Here is a 23,040-nt window from a genome sequence, read left to right on the forward strand (position 1 = left end):
GGCCCATAATACAAAAGGTACGATGTCACCCAGAACGTATCTTGGGCTCCATCTGTTTGTAGGTGTCCGGTTTCAGGTCTATTTCACTCCCCTCGTCGGGGTGCTTTTCACCTTTCCCTCACGGTACTGGTTCACTATCGGTCGCTGAGGAGTACTTAGGCTTGGAGGGTGGTCCCCCCGCGTTCAGACAGGATTTCACGTGTCCCGCCTTACTCGTGGATACATCATCGCATTACTCGTACGGGGCTATCACCCTCTAAGGCCCGGCTTTCCTGACCGGTTCCGATTGTCTTTGATGTATCACTGGCCTGGTCCGCGTTCGCTCGCCACTACTAACGGAGTCTCTGTTGATGTCCTTTCCTCCAGGTACTTAGATGTTTCAGTTCCCTGGGTTTGCTTGAAACCTCCTATGTATTCAGAAGTCTCATACCTTCTCTTGATAACCGGAAATCCAAAACCTCTTCGATCGAAATCTAAAGGCCTAGGCATCTCTCATTTCTGATCGAACCCCACACCAATGGTCTTTCGACAAAGGTCTTGGAGTTCCGGCTATCGAAGGTGGGTTTCCCCATTCGGAAATCCATGGATCAAAGCTTCTTCGCAGCTCCCCACGGCTTATCGCAGCGTAGCACGTCCTTCATCGCCTCTCAGCGCCAAGGCATCCACCGAACACCCTTAAGGCACTTGATTGCTCTCATTATCAATGTCCACACACTCGGCAGAATGTTGTCTGCAGAATTACCTTGCGGCACGCGCCCTCGATGAACGCTATCTGCAGCCGGACAATGATTAGAAAGACCAGCTTGCTTCGTAAGATCGTTCCGATAGCGAGGCGGTCAAGCTTCGCTAAAAGGATCATTTACAACTCGCATTCCTCTCAGACGCAGCCTTGTGAGCTACATTGAAAGGCGCACGAGCGCCGAAATGATCCGGAGATAATGAAGTATCGCGCAACAATTGCTTGTTGCCCGATCCAACTCGGATCGATCTCCTCTTTACGATGTCAGAAATCACGCAGCTTACTGTCCATCCGGACTAGTAAGTGCGAAGTGATGTTTCGCGGACGATTTAGGTGCACGATCAGTCGATGATCAAACCATCTGGTGGAGCCAGACGGGATCGAACCGACGACCTCATGCTTGCAAAGCACGCGCTCTCCCAGCTGAGCTATGGCCCCGTAACCAGAAGACGAATGCTCACTCGATGAGTGTGGTGGGCCTGGGAAGACTTGAACTTCCGACCTCACGCTTATCAAGCGCGCGCTCTAACCAACTGAGCTACAAGCCCCTAACGCATATCCAGTCAAGGACCAGGGATTCTGCAAGCTTGCAGCCCCAGCGCGTGTTCGTCCGCGAAGAAAGAGAAACGAAGACGGCGAAATCCCGCCAATGCAGCTCAACAATCCTGACGATCGTTGGCCACTGATGTTTCTAAAACGGTTCGATAGAAGCAAGCTTCTGAAGAACCATCCTTAGAAAGGAGGTGATCCAGCCGCAGGTTCCCCTACGGCTACCTTGTTACGACTTCACCCCAGTCGCTGACCCTACCGTGGCCGGCTGCCTCCCTTGCGGGTTAGCGCACCGTCTTCAGGTAAAACCAACTCCCATGGTGTGACGGGCGGTGTGTACAAGGCCCGGGAACGTATTCACCGTGGCGTGCTGATCCACGATTACTAGCGATTCCAACTTCATGGGCTCGAGTTGCAGAGCCCAATCCGAACTGAGACGGCTTTTTGAGATTTGCGAAGGGTTGCCCCTTAGCGTCCCATTGTCACCGCCATTGTAGCACGTGTGTAGCCCAGCCCGTAAGGGCCATGAGGACTTGACGTCATCCCCACCTTCCTCGCGGCTTATCACCGGCAGTCTCCTTAGAGTGCTCAACTAAATGGTAGCAACTAAGGACGGGGGTTGCGCTCGTTGCGGGACTTAACCCAACATCTCACGACACGAGCTGACGACAGCCATGCAGCACCTGTGTTCCAGGCTCCGAAGAGAAGGTCACATCTCTGCGACCGGTCCTGGACATGTCAAGGGCTGGTAAGGTTCTGCGCGTTGCGTCGAATTAAACCACATGCTCCACCGCTTGTGCGGGCCCCCGTCAATTCCTTTGAGTTTTAATCTTGCGACCGTACTCCCCAGGCGGAATGCTTAAAGCGTTAGCTGCGCCACTAGTGAGTAAACCCACTAACGGCTGGCATTCATCGTTTACGGCGTGGACTACCAGGGTATCTAATCCTGTTTGCTCCCCACGCTTTCGTGCCTCAGCGTCAGTATCGGGCCAGTGAGCCGCCTTCGCCACTGGTGTTCTTGCGAATATCTACGAATTTCACCTCTACACTCGCAGTTCCACTCACCTCTCCCGAACTCAAGATCTTCAGTATCAAAGGCAGTTCTGGAGTTGAGCTCCAGGATTTCACCCCTGACTTAAAGACCCGCCTACGCACCCTTTACGCCCAGTGATTCCGAGCAACGCTAGCCCCCTTCGTATTACCGCGGCTGCTGGCACGAAGTTAGCCGGGGCTTATTCTTGCGGTACCGTCATTATCTTCCCGCACAAAAGAGCTTTACAACCCTAGGGCCTTCATCACTCACGCGGCATGGCTGGATCAGGGTTGCCCCCATTGTCCAATATTCCCCACTGCTGCCTCCCGTAGGAGTTTGGGCCGTGTCTCAGTCCCAATGTGGCTGATCATCCTCTCAGACCAGCTACTGATCGTCGCCTTGGTGAGCCATTACCTCACCAACTAGCTAATCAGACGCGGGCCGATCTTTCGGCGATAAATCTTTCCCCGTAAGGGCTTATCCGGTATTAGCACAAGTTTCCCTGTGTTGTTCCGAACCAAAAGGTACGTTCCCACGCGTTACTCACCCGTCTGCCGCTGACGTATTGCTACGCCCGCTCGACTTGCATGTGTTAAGCCTGCCGCCAGCGTTCGCTCTGAGCCAGGATCAAACTCTCAAGTTGGACTTGAACTTTGAACCGGCTGATCACAACGTTTGACGAGGTCCCACCATTATTTCGACAACCGAAGTCGTCGAGCTGCCCGCGATTCACATCGCTGGCAGCGATGGTGTTTCCTTTAAAACGTGTACCGCCGAAGTCTTTCGTCCCCTCTCAGAACTCAAAAGCCGAAGCTCTTCAGTGTCCGAGAGGCGCAAGGACTCCGCCGTCCACGTTTCTCTTTCTTCATCTTCACTTGTCAAACAGCCCGGGACCAGGTGGCCCCTACCTTCCAGAGTGGAAGGGTTCCCGACACCCTCACCGACGATGAATGAACTCCAATCGACTTACGTCGACTGTTGTGTCACTCAACAAGGTGAGGAGCATCAGTGGCGCGTTCGCTCGCCTTGGTCAGTGACCCGGCGGCGCCGCGCTCAGTGGTCGGGTTATAGGCCCCCCCGCCCGGGATTGTCAACGCCCATTGTCAACAAATCGTCGCACGGTGGATCATCGAAAAAAATCCAGCGATTCCAGCCAATTAGAAAGGCCGCTAACGGCCGGATCGAATTTGCACCGCAAAAGATCTCAAAAAAAATTTGCCCGCCGGCGGGCTCCGGAAGCCCTGGCAGGCGGAGGCCCATCCAGGCCGGACCGAGCCCTCGTTCACGGCAGACGAGCCCCATCCAAGGCCGGACCGAGCTCCAGCCAAGGCCAGACCTGGTCCCCCGGCGCCTGCCAGACGGGCTTCTTGCGCCCGGCCGTTCAGGAAACTTTTCCATATTAGGCGCCGTACTAGAGCCACAATCCCGCGGCGTTCTGGTACAGACAAGCTTGAATCGCGGGATGCCAGTGGGGGCTGCCGGCGATTTTCATTGGGTCAGAGGAAGGCGATCTTGCAGATGACGCAGCCTTCCTCCGACATTCGAGAGACATCGAGAGACCTTTACCCGTCCAGCTGTTCGTAATTTCGGCCGGCCCCATCGAGGGCTTTCTGAGCGCGGGCGCCTGTGCGGCTTGCCTTTTCCGGCGATCCCCCTTCAAGAGGGCGGCCAGGAGAGGTTCGAAATCAGGCATCTTGGGTCGTTGATTGGGGGACTTGGTTTGAACCACAGGACGTCGCGCGGCGCTTACGGGCGTGAGACCGGGATCATCGATCTCGGCCACGAACCGCCGCTGTCCGTCGATGGTTCCGAGGCCGCCGTCATCGATCGCCGACGCGTTTCCGTGCAATGGTTCAGCGGGACAATTCTGACCGGACTCTGCGGCGCAGCCCTGATCGGCGGCGCCGTTTTCGCTTCTCTCGACGGTGAGATGACCTTCGCCAAGGTGCCTGAGCGCGTCGAAGGCGCGCTGCGCGGCGCATTCGGCGCGGCCGATCGCGCCGCCACGCTGCACAAGAGCGACCGCCTGCCGCCGCCGAACGAATCCACGGCCTCGCGCAACATCGTCCGCGTCTCCACCGTCGCCCGCGTCGGCAACCGCGACGTGATGCGGGTGCGCCCGTTCGTCCGGATCGCCGGCAATCTGTCGATGACGACGAGCGATCTGTCGGCGAAAATCCCGCCGTTCAACGCCCAGCGCCTGCTCACCGATGTCGGCTCCGATCCGAAGACCGCGGCGGAAGATCCGAACAATCCCGAAGCCGTCGAGCCCGATGCCGAAGTCTCCTTCGTCACCAAGGACCTGTCGCCGGTGCTGCCGAAGGCCAAGATTTCCGCCGTGGTGGCGCTCGACGACATCCTGATGCGGGTGCGCGACGCCGCCAACTGGCGCGGCAATGGCGGGGTGCGCTACGCCTCGCTCGCCAATGCCACCGCCGACGTCTCCGGCGCGACCGGCCCCTCCGACATGAAGATGGCCTACGCCACCGAAGCGTCGGCGTCCGATCCCTATGCCGGCTTCGAGACGCGCGTGGTGCCGGAAAACGTCACGCTGCTGCCGAAGACCAAGGAGCAGATCACCGGCGGCAATCCCAATGGCGAGCGCGTCCACGTGGTCAAGAAGGGCGACAGCGTCGGCTCCGTCCTGCGCGATCTCGGCGCGACGGCCGAGGAGATCAAGGCGATCACCGCGACGCTCGGCCCGCGCGGCCGCGACGGCGGCCTGAAGGAAGGCGAAAAGCTCCGCATCCTGATGGCGCCCGCAAGCCCCGGCGCCCGCCTCCAACCCTATCGCGTCGTGGTTGCAAACGACACCATGGTCGAGGCGATCGCGGCGCTGTCCGATCTCGGCAAATACGTCGCGGTCGACGTCTCCAGCATGAACACCGTCGCCGATGCCGCGGCCAACGCCAACAGCGACGACGATGACGACGATGACGGCATCGGCGTGCGGCTCTACCAGAGCATCTACGAGACCGCGATGCGCAACAAAGTCCCGATGCCGGTCATCGAGGACATGATCAAGATCTACTCCTACGACGTCGATTTCCAGCGCAAGGTCGCGCCGGGCGATTCATTCGACGTGTTCTACGCCGGCGAAGAAGAGGGCACGACGTCGAACGAAAAGAACGACGTGCTGTTCGCCTCCCTCACGGTCGGCGGCGAGACCAAGAAATACTACCGCTACCAGAGCCCCGACGACGGCGTCGTCGACTACTATGACGAGACCGGCAAGAGCGCGAAAAAATTCCTGGTCAGGAAGCCCGTCAACAACGCGATCATGCGCTCCGGCTTCGGCGGCCGCCGCCACCCGATCCTGGGCTATGTGAAGATGCACACCGGCGTCGACTGGGCCACCTCCTACGGCACTCCGATCTTTGCTTCCGGCAACGGCGTGCTCGAGAAGGTCGGCCCCGAAGGCGGCTACGGCAAATATATCCGCATCAAGCACTCCAACGGCTACGAGACCGCCTACGGCCATATGTCGGCTTTCGCCAAGGGCATGGAGATCGGCAAGAAGGTGCGGCAGGGCCAGGTGATCGGCTTCGTCGGTTCAACCGGCCAGTCGACCGGCCCTCACGTCCACTACGAAATCCTGGTCAACGGCCGCTTCGTCGATCCGCTGCGCGTAAAATTGCCGCGCGGCCGTTCGCTGGAAGGCACGGTGCTGGCGGGCTTCGAGAAGGAACGCGACCGGCTCGACGCCATGATGAGCGGCCGCAACGGCGCCATCGCCCGCATTTCGGACGCAACCGGCGGCCCGTTGCAGGTCACCAACCGCTGATCCTTTAGACCGGCCGAAATCGACCGGACATCTCTGGAAAACATGATCAGGAGGCGACGTCGTCAAGCGACGTCGTTTCACTGCGCCACAACGTCAAGTTTTGTTTGCCAAAGCGGCATCAAGGCATCGCGCGCGGGAGCGACGGCAGACTGATCGTGGCGGAAGTGGGCGCCAGGCGACTGATCGAGATCGCGCCGGACGGCGGCAAGGTCACCGAGATCGCTGGCAATCTTCCGATCGGGCTGATGGGCGCACCCGGGAGCCTGCCCAGCAACATCCCGACCGGCGTCGCCATCGGCGCCTCCGGCGTCATCTACTTCTCCTCTGATATCGAGAACGCGATCTACAAGGTCACCAGGAAGTAGCGCGGAGGAAACCAGCCCGGTGGAACCGGCACGCGAGTTTGCCGGTTAAATGCTGACGGAAGCCGACCAACAGGAGGATCCCCATGCGGCGCCTCTCACGCGACGATGTCGTCAAGACAGTGGATCGGGCCGACGAATTCACCATCGCCCAGATCATCGGAACCGGCGCGACGGTCGAGGAACTCGCCGAAGCCCAGGCCTGGCTCGCCAATGACGAGCCGATGATCAATGATTTGCGCCCGCTGGCGCACGGACGCGTGCGCGAGCTTGTCGACATCCTGTCGGAGCTCGAAGAGGACAGCGACGAGCAAGGTCCAGCCGAACCCGGCTCAACATCCGCAGTCAGCTAGAGCGAACCTCGTCAAAGCAATTCGCCCCGGAGAGTTGGCCTCTCCGGGGCGATTTTTCGTTTTGCAGTGAGCGCGACGATCAGTTCAGCTTCCGCTTCGACACCGGCGCGTCGAACTGGGTGATTTCCGCGGTCTGCGGCGCCTTGCCGTTGAAGGTCAGGACGTTGCCTTCGGACGAGATCGCAACGTTGTCCCCGTCCTTGACGTCTCCAGCCAGGATCATCTCGGCAAGCGGATCCTGGAGGTAGCGCTGGACCACGCGCTTCAGCGGCCTTGCGCCGTAGGCGGGATCCCAGCCTTTCGCAGCAAGCCAGTCGCGGCCCGCGGCATCGAGCGTCAGCACGATCTTGCGATCGGTCAACAGCTTCTGCAGCCGGGCGAACTGGATCTCGACGATCCGGCCCATCTCGCTCCTCTGCAGGCGGTGGAACAGGATGATCTCGTCGACACGGTTCAGGAACTCGGGCCGGAAATGCCCACGCACCATTCCCATCACCTGTTCACGCACCGCTGAGGTGTCTTCGCCCTCCGGTTGATTCACCAAATACTCCGAACCGAGGTTCGAGGTCATGATGATCAGCGTGTTGCGGAAATCGACGGTGCGACCCTGGCCATCGGTCAGGCGGCCGTCGTCGAGCACCTGCAACAGGACGTTGAAGACGTCAGGATGCGCCTTCTCGATCTCGTCGAACAGCACCACCTGATAGGGCCGGCGCCGCACCGCTTCGGTGAGCGCGCCGCCCTCGTCATAGCCGACATAGCCGGGAGGCGCACCGATCAGCCGCGAGACCGAGTGCTTCTCCATGTACTCGGACATATCGAGGCGGACCATCGCGGTCTCGTCGTTGAACAGGTACTCCGCCAGCGCCTTGGTCAGCTCGGTCTTGCCGACGCCGGTGGGCCCCAGGAACATGAACGAGCCGGTCGGCCGGTTCGGATCCTGCAGGCCTGCGCGCGAACGGCGCACGGCGGTTGCGACCGCACGCACGGCCTCGGCCTGGCCGACGACGCGCTGTCCGAGCTGCTCCTCCATCTTCAGGAGCTTCTCCTTCTCGCCTTCCAGCATCTTGTCGACGGGCACGCCGGTCCAGCGCGAGACCACCTGCGCGATGTGGTTGGCGGTGACCGCCTCCTCCATCATATCGCCAGAGCCTTCACGCGCCTCGATATCGGCGAGCTGCTTCTCAAGCTGCGGGATCCGGCCATAGGCCAGCTCGCCGGCTTTCTGGAATTCGCCGCGCCGCTGTGCGTCGGCGAGATCGACGCGCAGCGCGTCCAGCTCTGACTTCAGCTTCTGGGCGTTGGAGAGCTTGTTCTTCTCTGCGCTCCAGCGCGACGTCAGGGCCGCGGATTTCTCTTCGAGTTCGATGAGCTCCTTCTGAAGCCCCTCGAGACGGGTCTTGGAGCCGAGATCGCTCTCCTTCTTGAGAGCTTCCTGCTCGATCTTGAGCCGGATGATCTCGCGGTCGAGCGAATCCAGCTCTTCCGGCTTGGAATCGACCTGCATCTTCAGCCGCGCAGCGGCCTCGTCCATGAGATCGATCGCCTTGTCCGGCAGGAAGCGGTCGGTGATGTAGCGGTTGGACAGCGTCGTCGCCGCCACGAGCGCGGAATCGGTGATCCGCACGCCGTGATGCTGCTCGTACTTGTCTTTCAACCCACGGAGGATCGAGATCGTGTCCTCGACGGAGGGCTCGCTCACGAAGATGGGCTGGAAGCGCCGCGCCAGTGCCGCATCTTTCTCGACGTGCTTCCGGTACTCGTCGAGCGTGGTGGCGCCGATGCAGTGCAGCTCGCCGCGCGCGAGCGCGGGCTTGAGCAGGTTGGACGCGTCCATCGCGCCGTCGCCCTTGCCGGCGCCGATCAGCGTATGCATCTCGTCGATGAACAGGATGAAATTGCCCTCGCTCGCGGTGACTTCCTGGAGCACGGCCTTCAGCCGCTCCTCGAACTCGCCGCGATATTTCGCACCCGCAATCAGCGCGCCGAGATCAAGCGAGAGCAGCTTCTTGTCCTGGAGGGTCTCGGGCACGTCGCCGTTGACGATGCGCAGCGCGAGGCCCTCGGCGATGGCGGTCTTGCCGACGCCGGGCTCACCGATCAGGACGGGATTGTTCTTGGTCCGGCGCGAGAGCACCTGGATGGTGCGGCGGATCTCCTCATCGCGGCCGATGACCGGATCGAGCTTGCCGTCGCGCGCAGCCTGGGTCAGGTCGCGGGCATATTTCTTCAACGCGTCATAGGCATTCTCGGCGGTCGCGGAGTCCGCCGTGCGGCCCTTGCGCAGCGCCTCGATCGCGGCATTGAGGTTTTGCGGGGTGACGCCGCCCTTGGCCAGGATCGCGCCGGCCTCGCTGGTCTTTTCCAGCGCGAGGCCGAGCAGCAGCCGCTCGACGGTGACAAAACTGTCGCCAGCCTTCTCGCCGGCCTTTTCGGCGGCGTCGAAAGTGCGGGCGAGCTCGGGCGCCAGATAGATCTGGCCGGCGCCGCCGCCGGAGACCTTCGGCACCTTGTTGAGGGCATCCTCGGTCGCCTTCAGGATGGCGCGGGAATTGCCGCCGGCGCGGTCGATCAGACCAGCAGCGAGGCCCTCATTGTCGTCCAGCAGAACTTTCAGGACGTGCAGCGTCGAAAACTGCTGATGCCCCTCGCGCACCGCAAGCGATTGCGCGGACTGAACGAAGCCCCTGGAGCGTTCGGTATATTTGTCGATGTTCATGTCTTTTCTTTCCCTCGGCCTGCCCCTGGAGCCCTCTAAGGCACTCCAAACGGCATCTTCATTGGGTTTCCGCTGGACGCGTTGACGTTCCTCAACCGGCAGCGGTCGTTAGCAGCCGGCGCTGGCGCCGGCCTGACCCAGATGTGGGAAGCTTGGCCTCGGATCGGAAGAGGCGCGTTCACAATTTCGTGCACGGGTCCGCCTGCTTGGCGCCAGCAGGTCGAATCCCTTAAGTAGCGACATGACAGCCAGCCAGACTGCCGAAATCACAGGCCTTTACCGTTACCCGATCAAGGGCCTGACGCCGGAATCCCTGCCCCGGGTCCCCTTGCGGATCGGCCAGACCCTGCCCGCCGACCGCCGCTACGCCATCGAGAACGGACCCAGCGGCTTCGATCCGGAGGCGCCGGCCTGGAAGCCGAAAATCCAGTTCCTGATGCTGGCGCGTAATGAGCGGCTGGCGTCCCTCGACAGCCGGTTCGAGGACGCGACCAACCGCCTGACCATCCGCAAGGACGGCCAGATCGTCGCCAGCGGGGACATCGAGACCACTGCCGGGCGCGCCGCCATCGAGGATTATTTCACGGAGAATTTTCAGCCGGAGCTGAAGGGCCCGCCAAAAGTTCTGTCCGGCCGCGACCACAGCTTTTCCGACGTCGCCCGCAAGGTCGTATCGATCATCAATCTCGACAGCGTCCGGGCGATCGAGACCATGCTCGGCGGCGCCGCAGTCAATCCACTGCGCTTCCGCGCCAATCTCTACGTGAAGGGCTGGCCGGCCTGGTCCGAGCTCGACCTCGTCGGCGAGACACTGGCGATCGGCGAGGCCCGGCTCAAGGTGGTCAAGCGCATCGTCCGCTGCCCGGCGGTCAACGTCGATCCCAAGACCGCGCAGCGCGATCTCGAGATACCGCCGACGCTCTCGCGCAATCTCGGCCACATGGATTGCGGCATCTATGCCGAGGTCATCGCCGACGGCGAGATCGGCGTCGGTGACGCGATCGCGGTGGAAGCGCCGAAGCTGGTGTGAGCCGTCCGACGCTGCCGTAGGGTGGGCAAAGCGAAAGCGTGCCCACCACTCCGGTCCATCGAACTCCGCTGCACCGCCGGTGGGCACGGCGCTTGCGCGCCTTTGCCCACCCTACGGCTCCGTCGTCAGTTCGGCATCACATACGCATAGATCCGGCCGCGAGAGACCGGCGCCTCGCGAACACGATTGCCGTTGTTGCCGGAGATCATGATCGGATTGCCCTGCGCGTCCACGCCGGTGATGATGCCGACATGGCCGCCCCGGCGACCGCGCGACATGACCGCGATGGCGCCGACCTGCGGACCGGAGACGCGCGTGCCGTAGCGCGCGAACGAGCTCGCCATGTCGGAGCCGGTGCCCTGATGGCCGGTATGCTGCAGCACCATGTTCATGAAGCGCGCGCACCACAGGCTGCCGCGCCCGGTCGGATTGCCGCCGATATAACGGCGCGCCTCGGACACGAGGCCCGATCCGCCGCCGAAGCCGCCACCGCTATTGGCCATTCCAGGATTGGTCATTCCGTTGTTGGCCATGCCGCCGACATTGGCGTTCGGATTGTAGCTCGCCTGGGTGTCGGCGAAGCCGCTCGCCTGCAACTGCGCCGCGCCGCGCTCGAAGCGCGAGCTGCGGGCATGGTGGCGATAATGACGGTAATGATGATGTCTGGCGTGGTGCACGTAAGCGTGCCGCTCTGCGCTATGACGATGATGCGGCCGCGCTGAGGCCGGAGAAACGAACGCGGCAACCGCCGCGAAGAAAATCGCCAGCGCGACAACACAACGCGACAGGCGAGACGCAAACAACTCCAACATACTTCATCCTTCTTGACACCCCACTTCCCCAATCGGCCCGTGCGATGGCCGGCATCCGTCTGGCCGTTAAGCCGCCGGATGTGGCGAGAAAAAGACGCCACGCCCGCGAATAGCTGCGATGATTTTGTGCCGGTGCTGGCTTGAGGCTGCCGCATTGCGGACAACAACGTTAACTGCAATTCTCCAAAGGCGGCTTGAAGAGAGGGAAACAGTTAATGCCCCACGCCACGACCAGGGACGACGTCCGCATCTATTTCGAAGAAGCGGGTCAGGGAACGCCGATTATTTTTCTGCATGAGTTCGCGGCCGACTACACCAATTGGGAGCCGCAGATGCGCTACTTCTCGCGCGGCCATCGCTGCATCACCTATTCCGCGCGCGGCTACACGCCGTCGGACGTACCTGATGGCGAGGTCTACACCTACAAGCATTTCTACACCGACGCGCTCGCGGTGCTCGATCATCTCAAGATCGAGCGCGCGCATCTCGTCGGCCTGTCGATGGGCGCCTATTCGTCACTCCAGATCGGGTTGAACTCGCCGCAGCGCGCGCTGTCGATGACGCTGGCCGGCGTGGGCTCAGGATCGGAGATCGAGAATCTCGACAACTGGCGCAAGCAGTGCCGCGCCAATGCCGAGCAGTTCGAGACGCTCGGCTCCGCCGAGGTCGCAAAGGTCACGCGCGAGGCGCCGAGCCGGATTCCGTTCCTGGTGAAGGACCCGCGCGGCCACGCCGATTTCTACGCCGCGCTGGCGCGCCACGATGCCAAGGGCTCCGCGAACACGATGCGCGGCTTCCAGGGCGGCAGGCCATCGATTTACACGATGCCGGATGCCATTCGAGGTGTGGCAACGCCCGCGCTGATCATCTGCGGCGACGAAGACGATCCCTGCGTCGAGGCAAGCCTGTTCTTGAAGAAGCACCTGCCCGCGGCGGGCCTCGCGATGTTTCCGAAATCAGGCCACGTGCTCAATCTCGAAGAACCCGCGCTGTTCAACGAGAGCGTGGAGCGGTTCGTGACGCTGGTGGAAGCCGGGCGCTGGCCGGTGCGCGATCCGCGGTCGCTGGCGGCGCATTAGACTGCCAGTCGCTGTCATTCCGGGATGCGCCGACAGGCACAGGCCCGGAATGACGGAAACTACTTCCCCTGCCCGCGCGTGAGCAAGAACACGCCCTGCTCGCCGAACATGTTCCACACCCACCACGGCAATCGCAGCCGCAACGGACGGCCGTAGAGATCCAGCGCCTCGGCGCGCTCCATCTTGACGTGGATCGCGTCGCAGAGCTCGACGAAATCCTTGATGGTGCAGAAATGGATGTTGGCGGTGTCGTACCAGGTCGCCGGCAGATTCTCGGTGCGCGGCATGTGGCCGCCGACCAGGAGCTGGAGTCGCATCTTCCAGAAGCCGAAATTCGGGAACGACACGATGGCGCGGCGGCCGATGCGCAGCAGATTCTCCAGCACGACCCGCGGCTGCCGCGTCGCCTGCAGCGTCTGCGACAGGATGACGTAATCGAAGGCGTCGTCGGGATAGTTGACGAGATCGGTGTCGGCATCGCCCTGCACCACCGCGAGGCCCTTGGCGACGCAGCGATTGACGCCCTCGCGCGACAGCTCGATGCCGCGCCCGTCGATGCCGCGGGTCTCCAGAAGCTGGAGCAAATCGCCCTCGCCGCAGCCGACGTCGAGCACTTTCGAGCCGGGCTTGACCATCTCGGCGACCAGCAGATGATCGGCGCGAAACTGGCCGGACTGCTCCGTCGCAACGCCGCCCAGCGGCAGCACTTCCTGCACAGACATCGCTAGCCGTCCTTGTCAGTCAATCCTGGCGGTGAGCCCGCGCGCCTTCCCTGCCGATTGCAGAAAGGCACGGGCGATATCGAAGAATTCGGGCACGTCGAGCAGGAAGGCGTCATGGCCGCGATCGGTCTCGATCTCGGCGAACGACACCCGCGCGCTCGACGCGTTCAGTGCATGCACCAGCGCGCGCGATTCCGAAGTCGGGAACAGCCAGTCGCTGGTGAAGGAGACCACGCAGAAGCGCGTCTCGATGCCCGCGAACGCTTTCGCCAGCACGCCGCCGTGGTCGCCGGCGATGTCGAAATAATCCATCGCACGGGTCAGATAGAGATAGGAGTTGGCGTCGAACCGCTCGACGAAGGACGAGCCCTGGTAGCGCAGATAGCTCTCGACCTGGAAATCGGCGTCGAACGAGAAGGTCGGCAGCTCGCGGTCCTGCATGCGGCGGCCGAACTTGCGATGCAGCGCGGCGTCGGAGAGATAGGTGATGTGCGCGGCCATCCGTGCCACCGCAAGTCCGCGATGCGGATGGATGCCCTGATCCGTGTAGCGGCCGTTGTGCCAGTCGGGATCGGCCATCACCGCCTGGCGACCGAGCTCGTGGAAAGCGATGTTCTGCGCCGAGTGCCGCGTCGCGCAGGCAATCGCCAGCGCGGAGTACACGCGCTTGGGATAGGCCGCGGTCCATTGCAGCACCTGCATGCCGCCCATCGAGCCGCCGACCACCGCGAACAACGTGTCGATGCCGAGCCGGTCGATCAGCATCGCCTGCGCGCGCACCATGTCGGGAATGGTGATGACAGGGAAATCCAGGCCCCACACCTTGCCGGTGGCGGGATTGATCGAGGCCGGCCCGGTCGAGCCCATGCAGCCGCCGATCACGTTGGCGCAAATGATGAAGTAGTGCTGAGGATCAAGAGGTCGGCCGGGACCGACCAGCGTCTCCCACCAGCCCGACTTGCCGGTGACGGGATGCACGTTGGCGACATGCTGATCTCCCGTCAGCGCATGGCAGATCAGCACCGCGTTGGAGCGATCGGCGTTGAGCTCGCCATAGGTCTGGTAGGCGATCTGGAACGGGGTGAGATCGATGCCGCAATCGAGCCGCAGCGGTTGCTCGGCGCCGAACTGCGCGACCTGCGAATTCGGATGATCCGCCTCATGCGACCGGTCGTCGGCACTGATCGCGGGACTCGGCACGGGCTTCACGCCAACCATCATCGACCTCGTTTGCGGCACCCGTCAGGCTGCCGCTGGAATCAGGCCATGAAAAACCCGGCCTGAACGATAGGTTCGGCCGGGATCGGAAGCGTCCCCGGCCTGTTTAGCGAGTTTTTTAACGTGGCTGCAAGCCGGCCGGCTCAAATGACCACGGAACGGGCAAAAGCTACTGTCTTGGGCGGTTTTCGTCAAGTCACGGTCCGGATTAGCCAAATTCATCCCTGAAAGGCCGGCCGAAAAGGCCCGGTTTCCCTTTGCATTTCTCTTTGCTTTCGCCGCGCCGACTGCCTAATCAGGACGTCGATCGCAGCGGATCCGGCCTTGCCGATGGGCCTTGGCCGACCCGCATTGGAACGCCTCTCACCAGCATCTCGCAGATATGTCCCAACGTCCGCCCGCGCCACCATCGCTCCAGGAATTGCGCAAGGAGATCGACGCGATCGACGAGGGCATGCATCGTCTCCTGATGCAGCGCGGCGACATCATCGACCGCCTGATCCAGGTGAAGCAGACCCAGGAGGTCGGCTCGGCGTTCCGCCCGGCGCGCGAGGCCGCCATGATGCGTGACATCGTCCAGCGTCATCGCGGCATCCTGCCGCTCGACACGGTCGAGAGCATCTGGCGCGTCATCATCTCGACGTTCACTTACGTCCAAGCGCCGTTCTCCGTGCATGCCGACATCTCGGTGAGCGAGCCGGCGATGCGCGATTCCGTGCGCTTCCATTTCGGCTTCACGGTACCTTACGTCGCGCATTTCAGCGCGCAGGCCGCGGTCGAAGCGGTGGCGAAGTCCAAAGGCGACCTGGCGCTGGTCTCGGCGACCTCGAGCCGCACGCCATGGTGGCTGGAGCTGGAAGCAGACGGCGCGCCGAAGATTATCGCGCGGATGCCCTTCGTCGAGCGCGCCGACCATCCGGCCGCGCTGCCGGTGTTCGCGATCTCCCGCGTCGCCGACAGCGCCGTGGTGACGGAGGTCGAGACCTTCAGCGTGCGCGTGTCCGGGTGGAACGCCGAGGTCGCGCGCGCCCTGTCGCCGCTCGCCGAGATCGTGGCAGTGCCCGATACCGCCTTCGACGGCGCAGCGCTGCTGGTCTCGGTCACGAGCGCGACCAGCATCGACAAGATCAAGGCTGCCCTGATCGAAGCGGGGGCCTCGGTGCGCTCCACGGCCCTCGTCGGCAGCCACGCAACGCGCTATACGGTGCCCTCGACCGGGTCGAAATCGTAGATCGCGAACCGCCTAAAGCTACTTCCGGAGTTGAAGATGTCCCGCCCCGTGCCGAATCCCGGCATTCTCGATATTGCGCCCTACACGCCCGGCAAGAGCCCGGTGGCTGAGCCGGGCCGCAAGGTGTTCAAGCTCTCGGCCAACGAGACGCCGTTCGGGCCCTCGCCCAAGGCGATCGAGGCGTTCAGGAACGTGGCGGCGCATCTGGAAGACTATCCGGAAGGAACCTCGCGCGTGCTGCGCGAAGCGATCGGGCGCTCTTTCGGGCTCGACCCCAACCGCATCATCTGCGGCGCCGGCTCGGACGAGATCCTCAATCTGCTCGCCCACACCTATCTCAGCCACGGCGACGAGGCGATCTCGACCACGCACGGCTTCCTGGTCTACCCGATCGCGACTATGGCGGTCGGCGCCAAGAACGTGGTCGCGCAGGAGACCAACCTCACCTGCAATGTCGACGCCATCCTCAAGGCGGTGACGCCGAAGACAAAGCTGGTCTGGCTCGCCAATCCCAACAATCCGACCGGCACCTATGTGCCGTTCGACGAGGTCAAGCGGCTGCGCGCCGGCCTGCCGTCGCACGTGCTGCTGGTGCTCGATGCCGCCTATTCCGATTACGTCTCGCGCAACGACTACGAGATGGGGATCGAGCTCGTCGCCACCACCGAGAACACCGTGGTGACGCACACCTTCTCCAAGATCCACGGCCTCGCCGCGCTGCGCGTCGGCTGGATGTTCGGTCCGGAGCACATCATCGACGCGGTCAACCGCATCCGCGGTCCCTTCAACGTGTCGACGCCGGCGATGTATGCCGCGGTCGCGGCGATCGAGGACACTGCGCACCAGGCGATGTCGAAGCAGTTCACCGAGACCTGGCGCAACTGGCTCTCCGAGGAGATCGGCAAGCTCGGACTGAAGGTGACGCCGGGCGTCGCCAATTTCGTACTGATCCACTTCCCGGAAAATGGCAAGACCGCGGACGAGGCCGACGCATATCTTACCAAGCGCGGGCTGGTGTTGCGCGCGCTGAAGAACTACCGCCTGCCGCATTCGCTGCGCATGACCATCGGCACCGAGGAGGCCAACCGCCTCGTCGTCGAGGGCCTGCGCGACTTCATGGCCGGCAAATGAGCACCACACCGCACTTCCAGCGCGTTGCGCTGATCGGCTTCGGCCTGATCGGCGGCTCGATCGCGCGCGCTGCGAAGCTCCAGGGCTTGGCCTCCGAGATCGTCACCACCGCGCGCTCGGAGAAGACGCGCGCGCGGGTGCTGGAGCTCGGCATCGTCGACCAGGTCGTGGCGACCAATGCGGAAGCGGTGAAGGATGCCGATCTCGTCATCCTCTGCATTCCCGTCGGTGCCTGCGGGCCGGTGGCGCAGGAGATCGCGGCGCATCTCGAGCCGGGCGCGATCGTCTCCGACGTCGGCTCGGTCAAGGGCGCGATCGTCAGGGACATGGCGCCGCATCTGCCGAAGACCATTCATTTCGTGCCGGCGCATCCCGTCGCGGGCACCGAGCATTCGGGTCCCGATTCCGGTTTCGCCGAGCTCTTCATCAACCGCTGGTGCATCCTGACGCCGCCGGAAGGCGTCGATGCGGCGGCCACCGATCGTCTGCGCGCGTTCTGGGCGGCGATGGGCGCCAAGGTCGAGATCATGACGCCGGATCATCATGATCTCGTGCTCGCGATCACCAGCCATCTGCCGCATCTGATCGCCTACACCATCGTCGGCACCGCCGACGAGCTGGCGCAGGTGACGGAGTCCGAGGTGATTAAGTTCTCGGCCGGCGGCTTCCGCGATTTCACCCGCATCGCCGCGTCCGACCCGACGATGTGGCGCGACGTCTTCCTCGCCAACAAGGAGGCCGTGCTGGAGATGCTCGGCACCTTCACCGAGGATCTCGCCAAGCTTACCCGCGCGATCCGCCGCGGCGACGGCGAGGCGCTGTTCGACCACTTCACCCGCACCCGCGCCATCCGCCGCGGCATCGTCGAGATCGGCCAGGATTCGGCAGCGCCGGATTTCGGCCGGCCGCATGCGCAGCTCGGCAAGAAGCCGTAACGTTCAAGTAGCCCGGATGGAGCGCAAGCGTAATCCGGGATCTCTTTCAGCGCGGCGCGACCTGCCCCGGATTGCGCTTCGCTCCATCCGGGCTACGGGAGACACCTAATAAAGCGGTGGAATCTGCCCGACCTTGACCGGGCCGAGCAGCACGGCGCCGTCGACGAACTTCAGCGGGAAGCTGCGGGCCTTCTTGCCTTCGAGCGTGCTCTCGGTGCCGATCGAATTGATGCCGGCCGCAACGCCGGCATTGGCGTTCTGCTTGATGACCTTGCCGAGGCCGGGAACGGCGCGGTCGAGGGCGCCGAACAGATTGTTGAGGTCCTGCGACTTCACGCCCGGCGCAACGCGGTCGAGGGTTGCCTGCGGCACCCCCTCCTCCAGCATCTTGTCGATGCCGAGCGCCGGGATCACGCGCTCGAGGCCGGTCACGGTCATCTGCAATTCGCCGTCGAGTCGGCCATTGGCCGAGAGGCCGAGCGTGCCGGCCGCAACCGCGATCATCTCGCCCTGCTGGACGCGCGACTGCACGATCTCGATGTGACCGCCGGCGGCCTGGATCTCGCGGAAGCGTTGCGGCCACGGCTTTGGGGTGAGGTCGGAGAGGCCCGTGATCTTCGCACGCGTGTCCGCCTCGAACGGCTCGGCGAGCAAGGGATGAACGCCCTGGATGCTGCCCTGCGCGACGTGCAGCACGGTCTCGATCACAGGATGATCCGACCGCGACCCGTCTGCGAGGCGACCGTGCAGCTCGACCTGCTTGGCGCGCGCGAGCGGCACCTGCACGCTGCCGTCGAGACGATTGATGACGGGATCGTCGAACACGATGGAGGCGCGATCCGGCACCGCCGGCAGGCCGAACACGCTGCTGCGGCCCTTGCTCCAATTCACCACGAAGGTGTTTTGCGTGACGCCGTCGGTGAGCGTCGCCGGCGCGGAGAATTCGGCGATGACGCGCTTGGGATCGTAGACTTGGGCGACGACCAGGATGTTGTCGAGCTTCGCCGTGAACGGCGTCTTGCTGGCGTTCTGCGACACCAGGGCGACGCTGGCGCCGGAGCACTGGACCTCGAAGCGGAACGGGAAGCCGGCGATCGAGCGCTTGGCGCAATCGTAGATGCGGCCGGACTTGGCCTCCTGCGCCCGCCAGGCGTCTGCGGCGATTTCGGCCTGCGAGGCCGCATAGAACCAGAAACAGCTCCACGCGACGGCGAGGATCAGGAGGATAATGGGGGCGATGAAAAGGCCCCAGCGGGGGCGGCGGCCTGTGGCAACGGTCATATCTGACATGCGGCGACCCTTTGACCCCAGATTTTGTCAAATGTAAGCGGGGTTCGGCCGCGCCGAAAGGCCGAGAATTCACTTCGCTTGGGGGCGTCGTTCTGGTAGCCGTGCCCGAAATGTCGGAAATCACCCTCCCCTCCGTCACCACAGCCAAGGGCGACCTCTGGGTGTTCGGCTATGGCTCGCTGATGTGGCGGCCGGGCTTCGAATTCAGGGAACGCGTCCCGGCGCGGCTGGTCGGCGAGCACCGCGCGCTCTGCGTCTACTCCTTCGTGCATCGCGGCACGCCGGAGCAGCCGGGCCTGGTGCTCGGGCTCGACCGCGGCGGCGCCTGCCGCGGCATTGCTTTTCGCGTCGCCGAGAAGGACCGCGCCGACGTCGTCGCCTATCTGCGGGCGCGCGAGCAGGTCACGTCCGTCTATCGCGAGGTGATGCGCTCGGTGTGGCTTGAGAACGATGCGCGACAGCGCGTCTCCGCGCTCGCCTATGTCGTCGACCGCGGCCACGTCCAATATGCCGGCCGACTCTCGTTCGCCGACCAGCATCGCCATGTCGTCCAGGGCCATGGCCAGTCCGGCGCCAACCGCGACTACGTGACGGCAACGGTGAAGGCGATCGAGGCCGAAGGTTTTCGCGACACGCAATTGCATAAGCTCGCGACCATGCTGCATGGTGATGCGCATTCCCTGCACGCGCCGGCTCCCGCCGAAGATCGAGAGAACCGCTAGCTCTGCGACGGAGCGTAGCTCGGCGACGAGCCGATCAACTGCTCCTGCTCTTTCCGGCCCGCTTCGACGAGGCGAGCGGTCGCGTCTTCGATGGCGGTTTGCACGCGCGAGAGAAACTCGTCTTTCGGCAGGCCTGATGGCAGCGGATCGAGGAACTCGACCACCAGCGTGCCGGGATAGCGCATGAAGGTGCGGCGCGGCCAGAACAGGCCGGAATTGAGCGCGATCGGCAGGCACCGCACGCCGCAGGACGAATAGATCTGCGCAAAGCCGGTCTTGTAATCGGGCGCGGCGCCGGGCGCCCGGCGTGTGCCTTCCGGAAAGATCACGAGCTGCCCGCCTGCGCGCACCGCGTCGCGCGCCCGCCGCGTCATGTCCAGCAGCGCCTTCACGCCGGCCTTGCGGTCGATCGCGATCATTCCGGTCTTGACCAGGAACTGGCCGAACACCGGGATCTGCATGAGCTGACGCTTGAGAATGAAGATCGGACGGTTGAAGAAGCCCGGCAGCACGAAGGTCTCCCAGAACGACTGATGCTTCGCCGCGATCACCAGCGGCCCTGCCGGGATCTTCTCCTGCCCGCGGAATTCGACCTTGATGTTGCAGATCACGCGCATCAGGAACAGCGTCGCCTTCGCCCACCATTGCGCGACCGTCAGCATGGCGCGCGGCGGCAATGCGAAGGTCGGCAGCGCCACGATCGCGAGGCATACGAGCACAGCATAGAACAGCACGTTGAAGAGGAGCGAGCGCAGGAAAATCAAAAACATCGATGGTCCGATCAATTGGCCTGTGCCGTGGCGGGCCGCTTCGGCGCCACGCCAGCAGGCTGCTCCGACATCTCGGGCGAAAGGTCAATCCCGAAATCCTCCAGCCGCACCCTCAGCTCGGCGGCGATGTATTTGACGTATTCGGACAGGAGCAGCCGCAAGGTGGAGGCCGAGGTCCACCACGGCTCCTCACGCCATTTTTCGCCGACCACTGCGAACGGGATCAGTGTGGTTTCCGGCATCGCATGCGAGAACTCCACCAGCGCGCGCGGCATGTGATAGTTCGAGGTGACGACGATCAGCGATCTGAAGCCGCGCCCCTCGGCCCAGCGCCGCGCTTCCGCCGCGTTGCCGCGGGTCGAGACCGCGGTGCGGTCGAGATCGACACAGCAATGCATGAAGGACTGGTTCTCCGGCAGCGTCCGGGAGATGTCGCTCGCCGTCGAGGTCGGGTGCACGCCAGAGATCAGGAGCCGCTTGCCGTAGCCGGCCGCCAGGAGCTCCATCGCATCCGACACCCGCGAGGAGCCGCCGGTCAGGACCACGATGCCGTCCGCCTTGCGGTCCGGCGCGATCTCAGCGCCGCGCAATTGCGCCAGGAAGGCGATGAAGCCCGCCGCCGCGCCGACGAAGACGAACGCGATCGTCGATACCAATGCCGCGCGCAGCCAGCCGCGCGGCAATTTCGGCGATCGATCGTCGGTCGGCGAGGTCATATGATGTCGGTGATCCCTTCCCCGGATGATTTTAGGACGTTTTGAGGCGAAGTGGAGTCCGGTTTATCGGGCTCAATCGACATCATTCAGCGTCGCGAACAGCGTCTGGCGCGAGGCAACCGCGGTGATGGCGCCGATCAGCACCGCCTGCACGGCGAGCACGATGTAGCCCGACGGCCGCAGCGAGAAGGTGCCGAGCAGGGCTGCGAACTGGTCGCCGACGGGGGTCCCGGAAAACCAGCCGGCGATCGACTCGGAGAAGCCGAACACCAGCATGGCGGCGCCGCCGCCGATCACGCCGCCCTCCAGGCCCAGCCTGAGGAAGTGACGCAGAAAGCGGTTGGCGATGTACCGGTCGCCGGCACCGACGAAATGCAGGACCTCGACGATCGGTTGGTTCGCCGCCATGGCGCCGCGGGTCGCGAACGAGACCGAGATGATGGTCGCGATGATGACGAGGGCGAGGATGCCGATGCCGGCGAGGACGGTGGCGTTGGTCATCGAGCGCATCCGCTCGATCCAGGCGCGGTGATCGTCGACGCTGGCGCTTGGTGCGGCCTGGGTCACGCGCGCGCGCAAGGCGCCGAGATCGAGCGGCGTGCCGGGCTGCACGCGCGCGATGATCATGCGCGGCACCGGCAAATCATCCATCGACAGGCCGGTGCCGAGCCAGGGCTCGAGCAGCTTGCCGCTCTCGTCCTTGGTGAACGGCTTGACCTCGATGATGCCGGCCTGCGCGCGGATGGCCTCTGTCACTGCCGCGGTGTCGCGATCGAGATCGCGGCCGGTCTGCGGGCGGACCTGGATGGTGATTTCGCTTGCAACGTCCGACTGCCATTCCGCGGCGGAGGCACTGACGAGCAGCACCGTGCCCGTGGTCATCGAGGCGAGGAAGGTCATGATGGCGACGACAGCAACCAGCGCGCGGCCGTGGATCGAGGCGCGCGGCACGATCGGCGACATGTTGCGCGCCTTGGGCGGAAGCTGCGGACGCTCCTGTCCGAGATCTACCAGCACGCCGCGGTCGTCGGGCCTACTCATAGACGTGCAGCCGCCCCTGGTGCAGCACGAAGCGTCGCGCCTCGTACTGGTCCATCAGGCCGATGTCGTGGGTGGCGATGATGACGGCGGTGCCCGATTTGTTGAGCTCGATGAACAGCCGCAGCAGCCGGCGGCCAAGCGTCGGATCGACGCTGCCGGTCGGCTCGTCGGCGAGCAGGAGCTGCGGCCGCGAGATCACGGCGCGCGCGATCGCCGCGCGCTGCTTCTCGCCGCCGGACAGGATCGGCGGCAGCGCGTCCATGCGGTCACCAAGGCCGACCCAGCGCAACAGGTCGATCACCTCCTTGCGATAGCTCGACTCGCTGCGGCCCATGACGCGGAATGGCAAGGCGACGTTCTCATAGGTCGTCATGTGGTCGAGCAGGCGGAAGTCCTGGAGCACGATGCCGATGCGCTTGCGCAGATCCGCGATCTCGTCCTTGCCGAGCTGCGAGATGTCGTGGCCGAACAGGTTGACGAGGCCGCGCGTCGGCCGGTGCGACAGGAACAACAGACGCAGCAGCGAGGTCTTGCCGGCGCCGGACGGGCCGGTGAGAAACTGGAAGGAATGCGCCGGAATCTCGAAACTGAGGTCGCGCAGAATCTCCGGCCCCAGTCCGTAACGCAATCCGACATTTTCGAACCGAACCAAGCTCAGCTCCGTTCGAGAGGGGGCGCGGGCCGCGCTGCTGCGCTCCGCCACACGCGATCAACGGGTTTTGCGACCGTTATGGTTTCCGGTTCGTTAACGGTCGCTCTGTAGCATCTGGGATGCCCGGTTCTCCGCGACCGAAGCATCGTCAA

The 23,040-nt window shown here is 63.6% G+C and carries 17 protein-coding genes, 2 tRNA genes, 2 rRNA genes, 1 pseudogene and 1 riboswitch (1 of these 23 running past the window's edge); of the genes and pseudogenes, 9 read left to right on the forward strand and 13 right to left on the reverse strand.

All coding sequences use genetic code 11. The annotated features are described in order from the left end of the window. The 4 genes from ACVJ5M_RS00010 to ACVJ5M_RS00025 all read right to left on the reverse strand — a co-directional run. A 23S ribosomal RNA gene (locus tag ACVJ5M_RS00010) occupies nt 1-690 on the reverse strand (it extends 2,184 nt beyond the left edge of the window). A gap of 411 nt (nt 691-1,101) precedes the next feature. Then, nucleotides 1,102-1,177, reverse strand: a tRNA-Ala gene (locus ACVJ5M_RS00015). 33 nt (nt 1,178-1,210) lie between these two features. Continuing rightward, nucleotides 1,211-1,287: transfer RNA gene (locus tag ACVJ5M_RS00020), tRNA-Ile, on the reverse strand. Nucleotides 1,288-1,475: 188 nt separating this feature from the next. Continuing rightward, nucleotides 1,476-2,964: ribosomal RNA gene (locus ACVJ5M_RS00025) — 16S ribosomal RNA — on the reverse strand. Together the 16S and 23S rRNA genes with 2 tRNA genes alongside form the textbook arrangement of a ribosomal RNA operon. Before the next feature lie 1,077 nt (nt 2,965-4,041). On the opposite strand from ACVJ5M_RS00025, the gene ACVJ5M_RS00030 reads away from it, so the two are divergent. From ACVJ5M_RS00030 to ACVJ5M_RS00040, 3 genes and pseudogenes are all read left to right on the forward strand, one after another. Beyond that, the gene (locus ACVJ5M_RS00030; protein WP_354098063.1) at nt 4,042-6,105 is read left to right on the forward strand and encodes a M23 family metallopeptidase; all 2,064 of its coding nucleotides are present in this window, start codon (nt 4,042-4,044) and stop codon (nt 6,103-6,105) included. Nucleotides 6,106-6,215: 110 nt separating this feature from the next. Beyond that, a pseudogene (locus ACVJ5M_RS00035) lies at nt 6,216-6,470 on the forward strand (hypothetical protein); the annotation flags it as partial. Between the two features lie 83 nt (nt 6,471-6,553). Beyond that, nucleotides 6,554-6,820 carry a hypothetical protein gene (locus ACVJ5M_RS00040; protein ID WP_063985771.1) on the forward strand — a complete coding sequence of 89 codons (267 nt, stop codon included), beginning with the start codon at nt 6,554-6,556 and terminating at the stop codon, nt 6,818-6,820. A gap of 79 nt (nt 6,821-6,899) precedes the next feature. Here ACVJ5M_RS00040 and clpB read toward each other — a convergent pair whose 3' ends face one another. Beyond that, nucleotides 6,900-9,539, reverse strand: a complete 2,640-nt coding sequence (clpB, locus tag ACVJ5M_RS00045; protein ID WP_063985772.1) for an ATP-dependent chaperone ClpB — start codon at nt 9,537-9,539, stop codon at nt 6,900-6,902. A gap of 241 nt (nt 9,540-9,780) precedes the next feature. Here clpB and ACVJ5M_RS00050 point away from each other — a divergent pair, with 241 nt between their 5' ends. Continuing rightward, nucleotides 9,781-10,569, forward strand: a complete 789-nt coding sequence (locus tag ACVJ5M_RS00050) for an MOSC domain-containing protein (protein ID WP_063985773.1) — start codon at nt 9,781-9,783, stop codon at nt 10,567-10,569. Between the two features lie 125 nt (nt 10,570-10,694). Here the strand turns inward: ACVJ5M_RS00050 and ACVJ5M_RS00055 are convergent, their stop codons facing one another. Continuing rightward, entirely contained in the window at nt 10,695-11,381 is a 687-nt protein-coding gene (locus tag ACVJ5M_RS00055; protein WP_063985774.1) for an NlpC/P60 family protein, read from the reverse strand. Between the two features lie 215 nt (nt 11,382-11,596). On the opposite strand from ACVJ5M_RS00055, the gene ACVJ5M_RS00060 reads away from it, so the two are divergent. Beyond that, the gene (locus tag ACVJ5M_RS00060; protein WP_063985775.1) at nt 11,597-12,460 is read left to right on the forward strand and encodes an alpha/beta fold hydrolase; all 864 of its coding nucleotides are present in this window, start codon (nt 11,597-11,599) and stop codon (nt 12,458-12,460) included. A gap of 59 nt (nt 12,461-12,519) precedes the next feature. On the opposite strand, the gene metW is transcribed toward ACVJ5M_RS00060, so the two are convergent. Together metW and metX are read right to left on the reverse strand one after the other, a co-directional pair. Then, on the reverse strand, nt 12,520-13,182 hold the full coding sequence (metW, locus tag ACVJ5M_RS00065; RefSeq protein WP_063985776.1) for a methionine biosynthesis protein MetW: 663 nt from the start codon (nt 13,180-13,182) through the stop codon (nt 12,520-12,522). Between the two features lie 15 nt (nt 13,183-13,197). Then, on the reverse strand, nt 13,198-14,400 hold the full coding sequence (metX, locus tag ACVJ5M_RS00070; RefSeq protein WP_063986729.1) for a homoserine O-acetyltransferase MetX: 1,203 nt from the start codon (nt 14,398-14,400) through the stop codon (nt 13,198-13,200). Between the two features lie 85 nt (nt 14,401-14,485). Next, nucleotides 14,486-14,565, reverse strand: a riboswitch (SAM riboswitch). A gap of 217 nt (nt 14,566-14,782) precedes the next feature. On the opposite strand from metX, the gene ACVJ5M_RS00075 reads away from it, so the two are divergent. The 3 genes from ACVJ5M_RS00075 to ACVJ5M_RS00085 are packed head-to-tail and all read left to right on the forward strand — an operon-like array spanning nt 14,783 to nt 17,697. Then, nucleotides 14,783-15,631, forward strand: coding sequence for a chorismate mutase (locus ACVJ5M_RS00075; protein ID WP_063985777.1), 849 nt, complete (start codon nt 14,783-14,785; stop codon nt 15,629-15,631). 36 nt (nt 15,632-15,667) lie between these two features. Then, nucleotides 15,668-16,762 carry a pyridoxal phosphate-dependent aminotransferase gene (locus ACVJ5M_RS00080; RefSeq protein ID WP_063986730.1) on the forward strand — a complete coding sequence of 365 codons (1,095 nt, stop codon included), beginning with the start codon at nt 15,668-15,670 and terminating at the stop codon, nt 16,760-16,762. Further along, nucleotides 16,759-17,697: a prephenate/arogenate dehydrogenase family protein gene (locus ACVJ5M_RS00085; protein ID WP_354099407.1), complete on the forward strand. Its 939-nt coding sequence runs from the start codon at nt 16,759-16,761 to the stop codon at nt 17,695-17,697. Before ACVJ5M_RS00080 ends, ACVJ5M_RS00085 begins: the two co-directional genes overlap by 4 nt. Nucleotides 17,698-17,802: 105 nt before the next feature. Here ACVJ5M_RS00085 and ACVJ5M_RS00090 read toward each other — a convergent pair whose 3' ends face one another. After that, entirely contained in the window at nt 17,803-18,987 is a 1,185-nt protein-coding gene (locus ACVJ5M_RS00090; RefSeq protein ID WP_063985778.1) for a DUF2125 domain-containing protein, read from the reverse strand. 110 nt (nt 18,988-19,097) lie between these two features. Here ACVJ5M_RS00090 and ACVJ5M_RS00095 point away from each other — a divergent pair, with 110 nt between their 5' ends. Next, on the forward strand, nt 19,098-19,709 hold the full coding sequence (locus tag ACVJ5M_RS00095; RefSeq protein WP_063985779.1) for a gamma-glutamylcyclotransferase: 612 nt from the start codon (nt 19,098-19,100) through the stop codon (nt 19,707-19,709). Here the strand turns inward: ACVJ5M_RS00095 and ACVJ5M_RS00100 are convergent. The 4 genes from ACVJ5M_RS00100 to ftsE all read right to left on the reverse strand — a co-directional run bounded on the left by ACVJ5M_RS00100 (nt 19,706) and on the right by ftsE (nt 22,888). Then, entirely contained in the window at nt 19,706-20,479 is a 774-nt protein-coding gene (locus ACVJ5M_RS00100) for a lysophospholipid acyltransferase family protein (RefSeq protein ID WP_063985780.1), read from the reverse strand. The genes ACVJ5M_RS00095 and ACVJ5M_RS00100 overlap by 4 nt on opposite strands. A gap of 11 nt (nt 20,480-20,490) precedes the next feature. Further along, nucleotides 20,491-21,195: a YdcF family protein gene (locus tag ACVJ5M_RS00105; RefSeq protein ID WP_063985781.1), complete on the reverse strand. Its 705-nt coding sequence runs from the start codon at nt 21,193-21,195 to the stop codon at nt 20,491-20,493. 72 nt (nt 21,196-21,267) lie between these two features. After that, nucleotides 21,268-22,236, reverse strand: coding sequence for a cell division protein FtsX (locus ACVJ5M_RS00110; RefSeq protein ID WP_063985782.1), 969 nt, complete (start codon nt 22,234-22,236; stop codon nt 21,268-21,270). After that, nucleotides 22,229-22,888: a cell division ATP-binding protein FtsE gene (ftsE, locus tag ACVJ5M_RS00115; protein WP_014491659.1), complete on the reverse strand. Its 660-nt coding sequence runs from the start codon at nt 22,886-22,888 to the stop codon at nt 22,229-22,231. Before ftsE ends, ACVJ5M_RS00110 begins: the two co-directional genes overlap by 8 nt. Nucleotides 22,889-23,040 lie beyond the last annotated feature (152 nt).

It is taken from the genome of Bradyrhizobium sp. S3.7.6 (assembly GCF_054061875.1).

Excerpts from the sequence above, each read along its gene's own strand:
- clpB (WP_063985772.1), bottom strand. The coding sequence starts at position 9,539 with ATGAACATCGACAAATATACCGAACGCTCCAGGGGCTTCGTTCAGTCC.
- ACVJ5M_RS00110 (WP_063985782.1), bottom strand. The coding sequence starts at position 22,236 with ATGAGTAGGCCCGACGACCGCGGCGTGCTGGTAGATCTCGGACAGGAG.
- ACVJ5M_RS00095 (WP_063985779.1), top strand. The coding sequence starts at position 19,098 with ATGTCGGAAATCACCCTCCCCTCCGTCACCACAGCCAAGGGCGACCTC.
- ACVJ5M_RS00040 (WP_063985771.1), top strand. The coding sequence starts at position 6,554 with ATGCGGCGCCTCTCACGCGACGATGTCGTCAAGACAGTGGATCGGGCC.
- ACVJ5M_RS00050 (WP_063985773.1), top strand. The coding sequence starts at position 9,781 with ATGACAGCCAGCCAGACTGCCGAAATCACAGGCCTTTACCGTTACCCG.
- metW (WP_063985776.1), bottom strand. The coding sequence starts at position 13,182 with ATGTCTGTGCAGGAAGTGCTGCCGCTGGGCGGCGTTGCGACGGAGCAG.
- ACVJ5M_RS00100 (WP_063985780.1), bottom strand. The coding sequence starts at position 20,479 with ATGTTTTTGATTTTCCTGCGCTCGCTCCTCTTCAACGTGCTGTTCTAT.
- ACVJ5M_RS00090 (WP_063985778.1), bottom strand. The coding sequence starts at position 18,987 with ATGTCAGATATGACCGTTGCCACAGGCCGCCGCCCCCGCTGGGGCCTT.
- ACVJ5M_RS00105 (WP_063985781.1), bottom strand. The coding sequence starts at position 21,195 with ATGACCTCGCCGACCGACGATCGATCGCCGAAATTGCCGCGCGGCTGG.
- ACVJ5M_RS00075 (WP_063985777.1), top strand. The coding sequence starts at position 14,783 with ATGTCCCAACGTCCGCCCGCGCCACCATCGCTCCAGGAATTGCGCAAG.
- ACVJ5M_RS00080 (WP_063986730.1), top strand. The coding sequence starts at position 15,668 with ATGTCCCGCCCCGTGCCGAATCCCGGCATTCTCGATATTGCGCCCTAC.
- ACVJ5M_RS00055 (WP_063985774.1), bottom strand. The coding sequence starts at position 11,381 with ATGTTGGAGTTGTTTGCGTCTCGCCTGTCGCGTTGTGTTGTCGCGCTG.
- ACVJ5M_RS00060 (WP_063985775.1), top strand. The coding sequence starts at position 11,597 with ATGCCCCACGCCACGACCAGGGACGACGTCCGCATCTATTTCGAAGAA.
- ACVJ5M_RS00085 (WP_354099407.1), top strand. The coding sequence starts at position 16,759 with ATGAGCACCACACCGCACTTCCAGCGCGTTGCGCTGATCGGCTTCGGC.
- metX (WP_063986729.1), bottom strand. The coding sequence starts at position 14,400 with ATGGTTGGCGTGAAGCCCGTGCCGAGTCCCGCGATCAGTGCCGACGAC.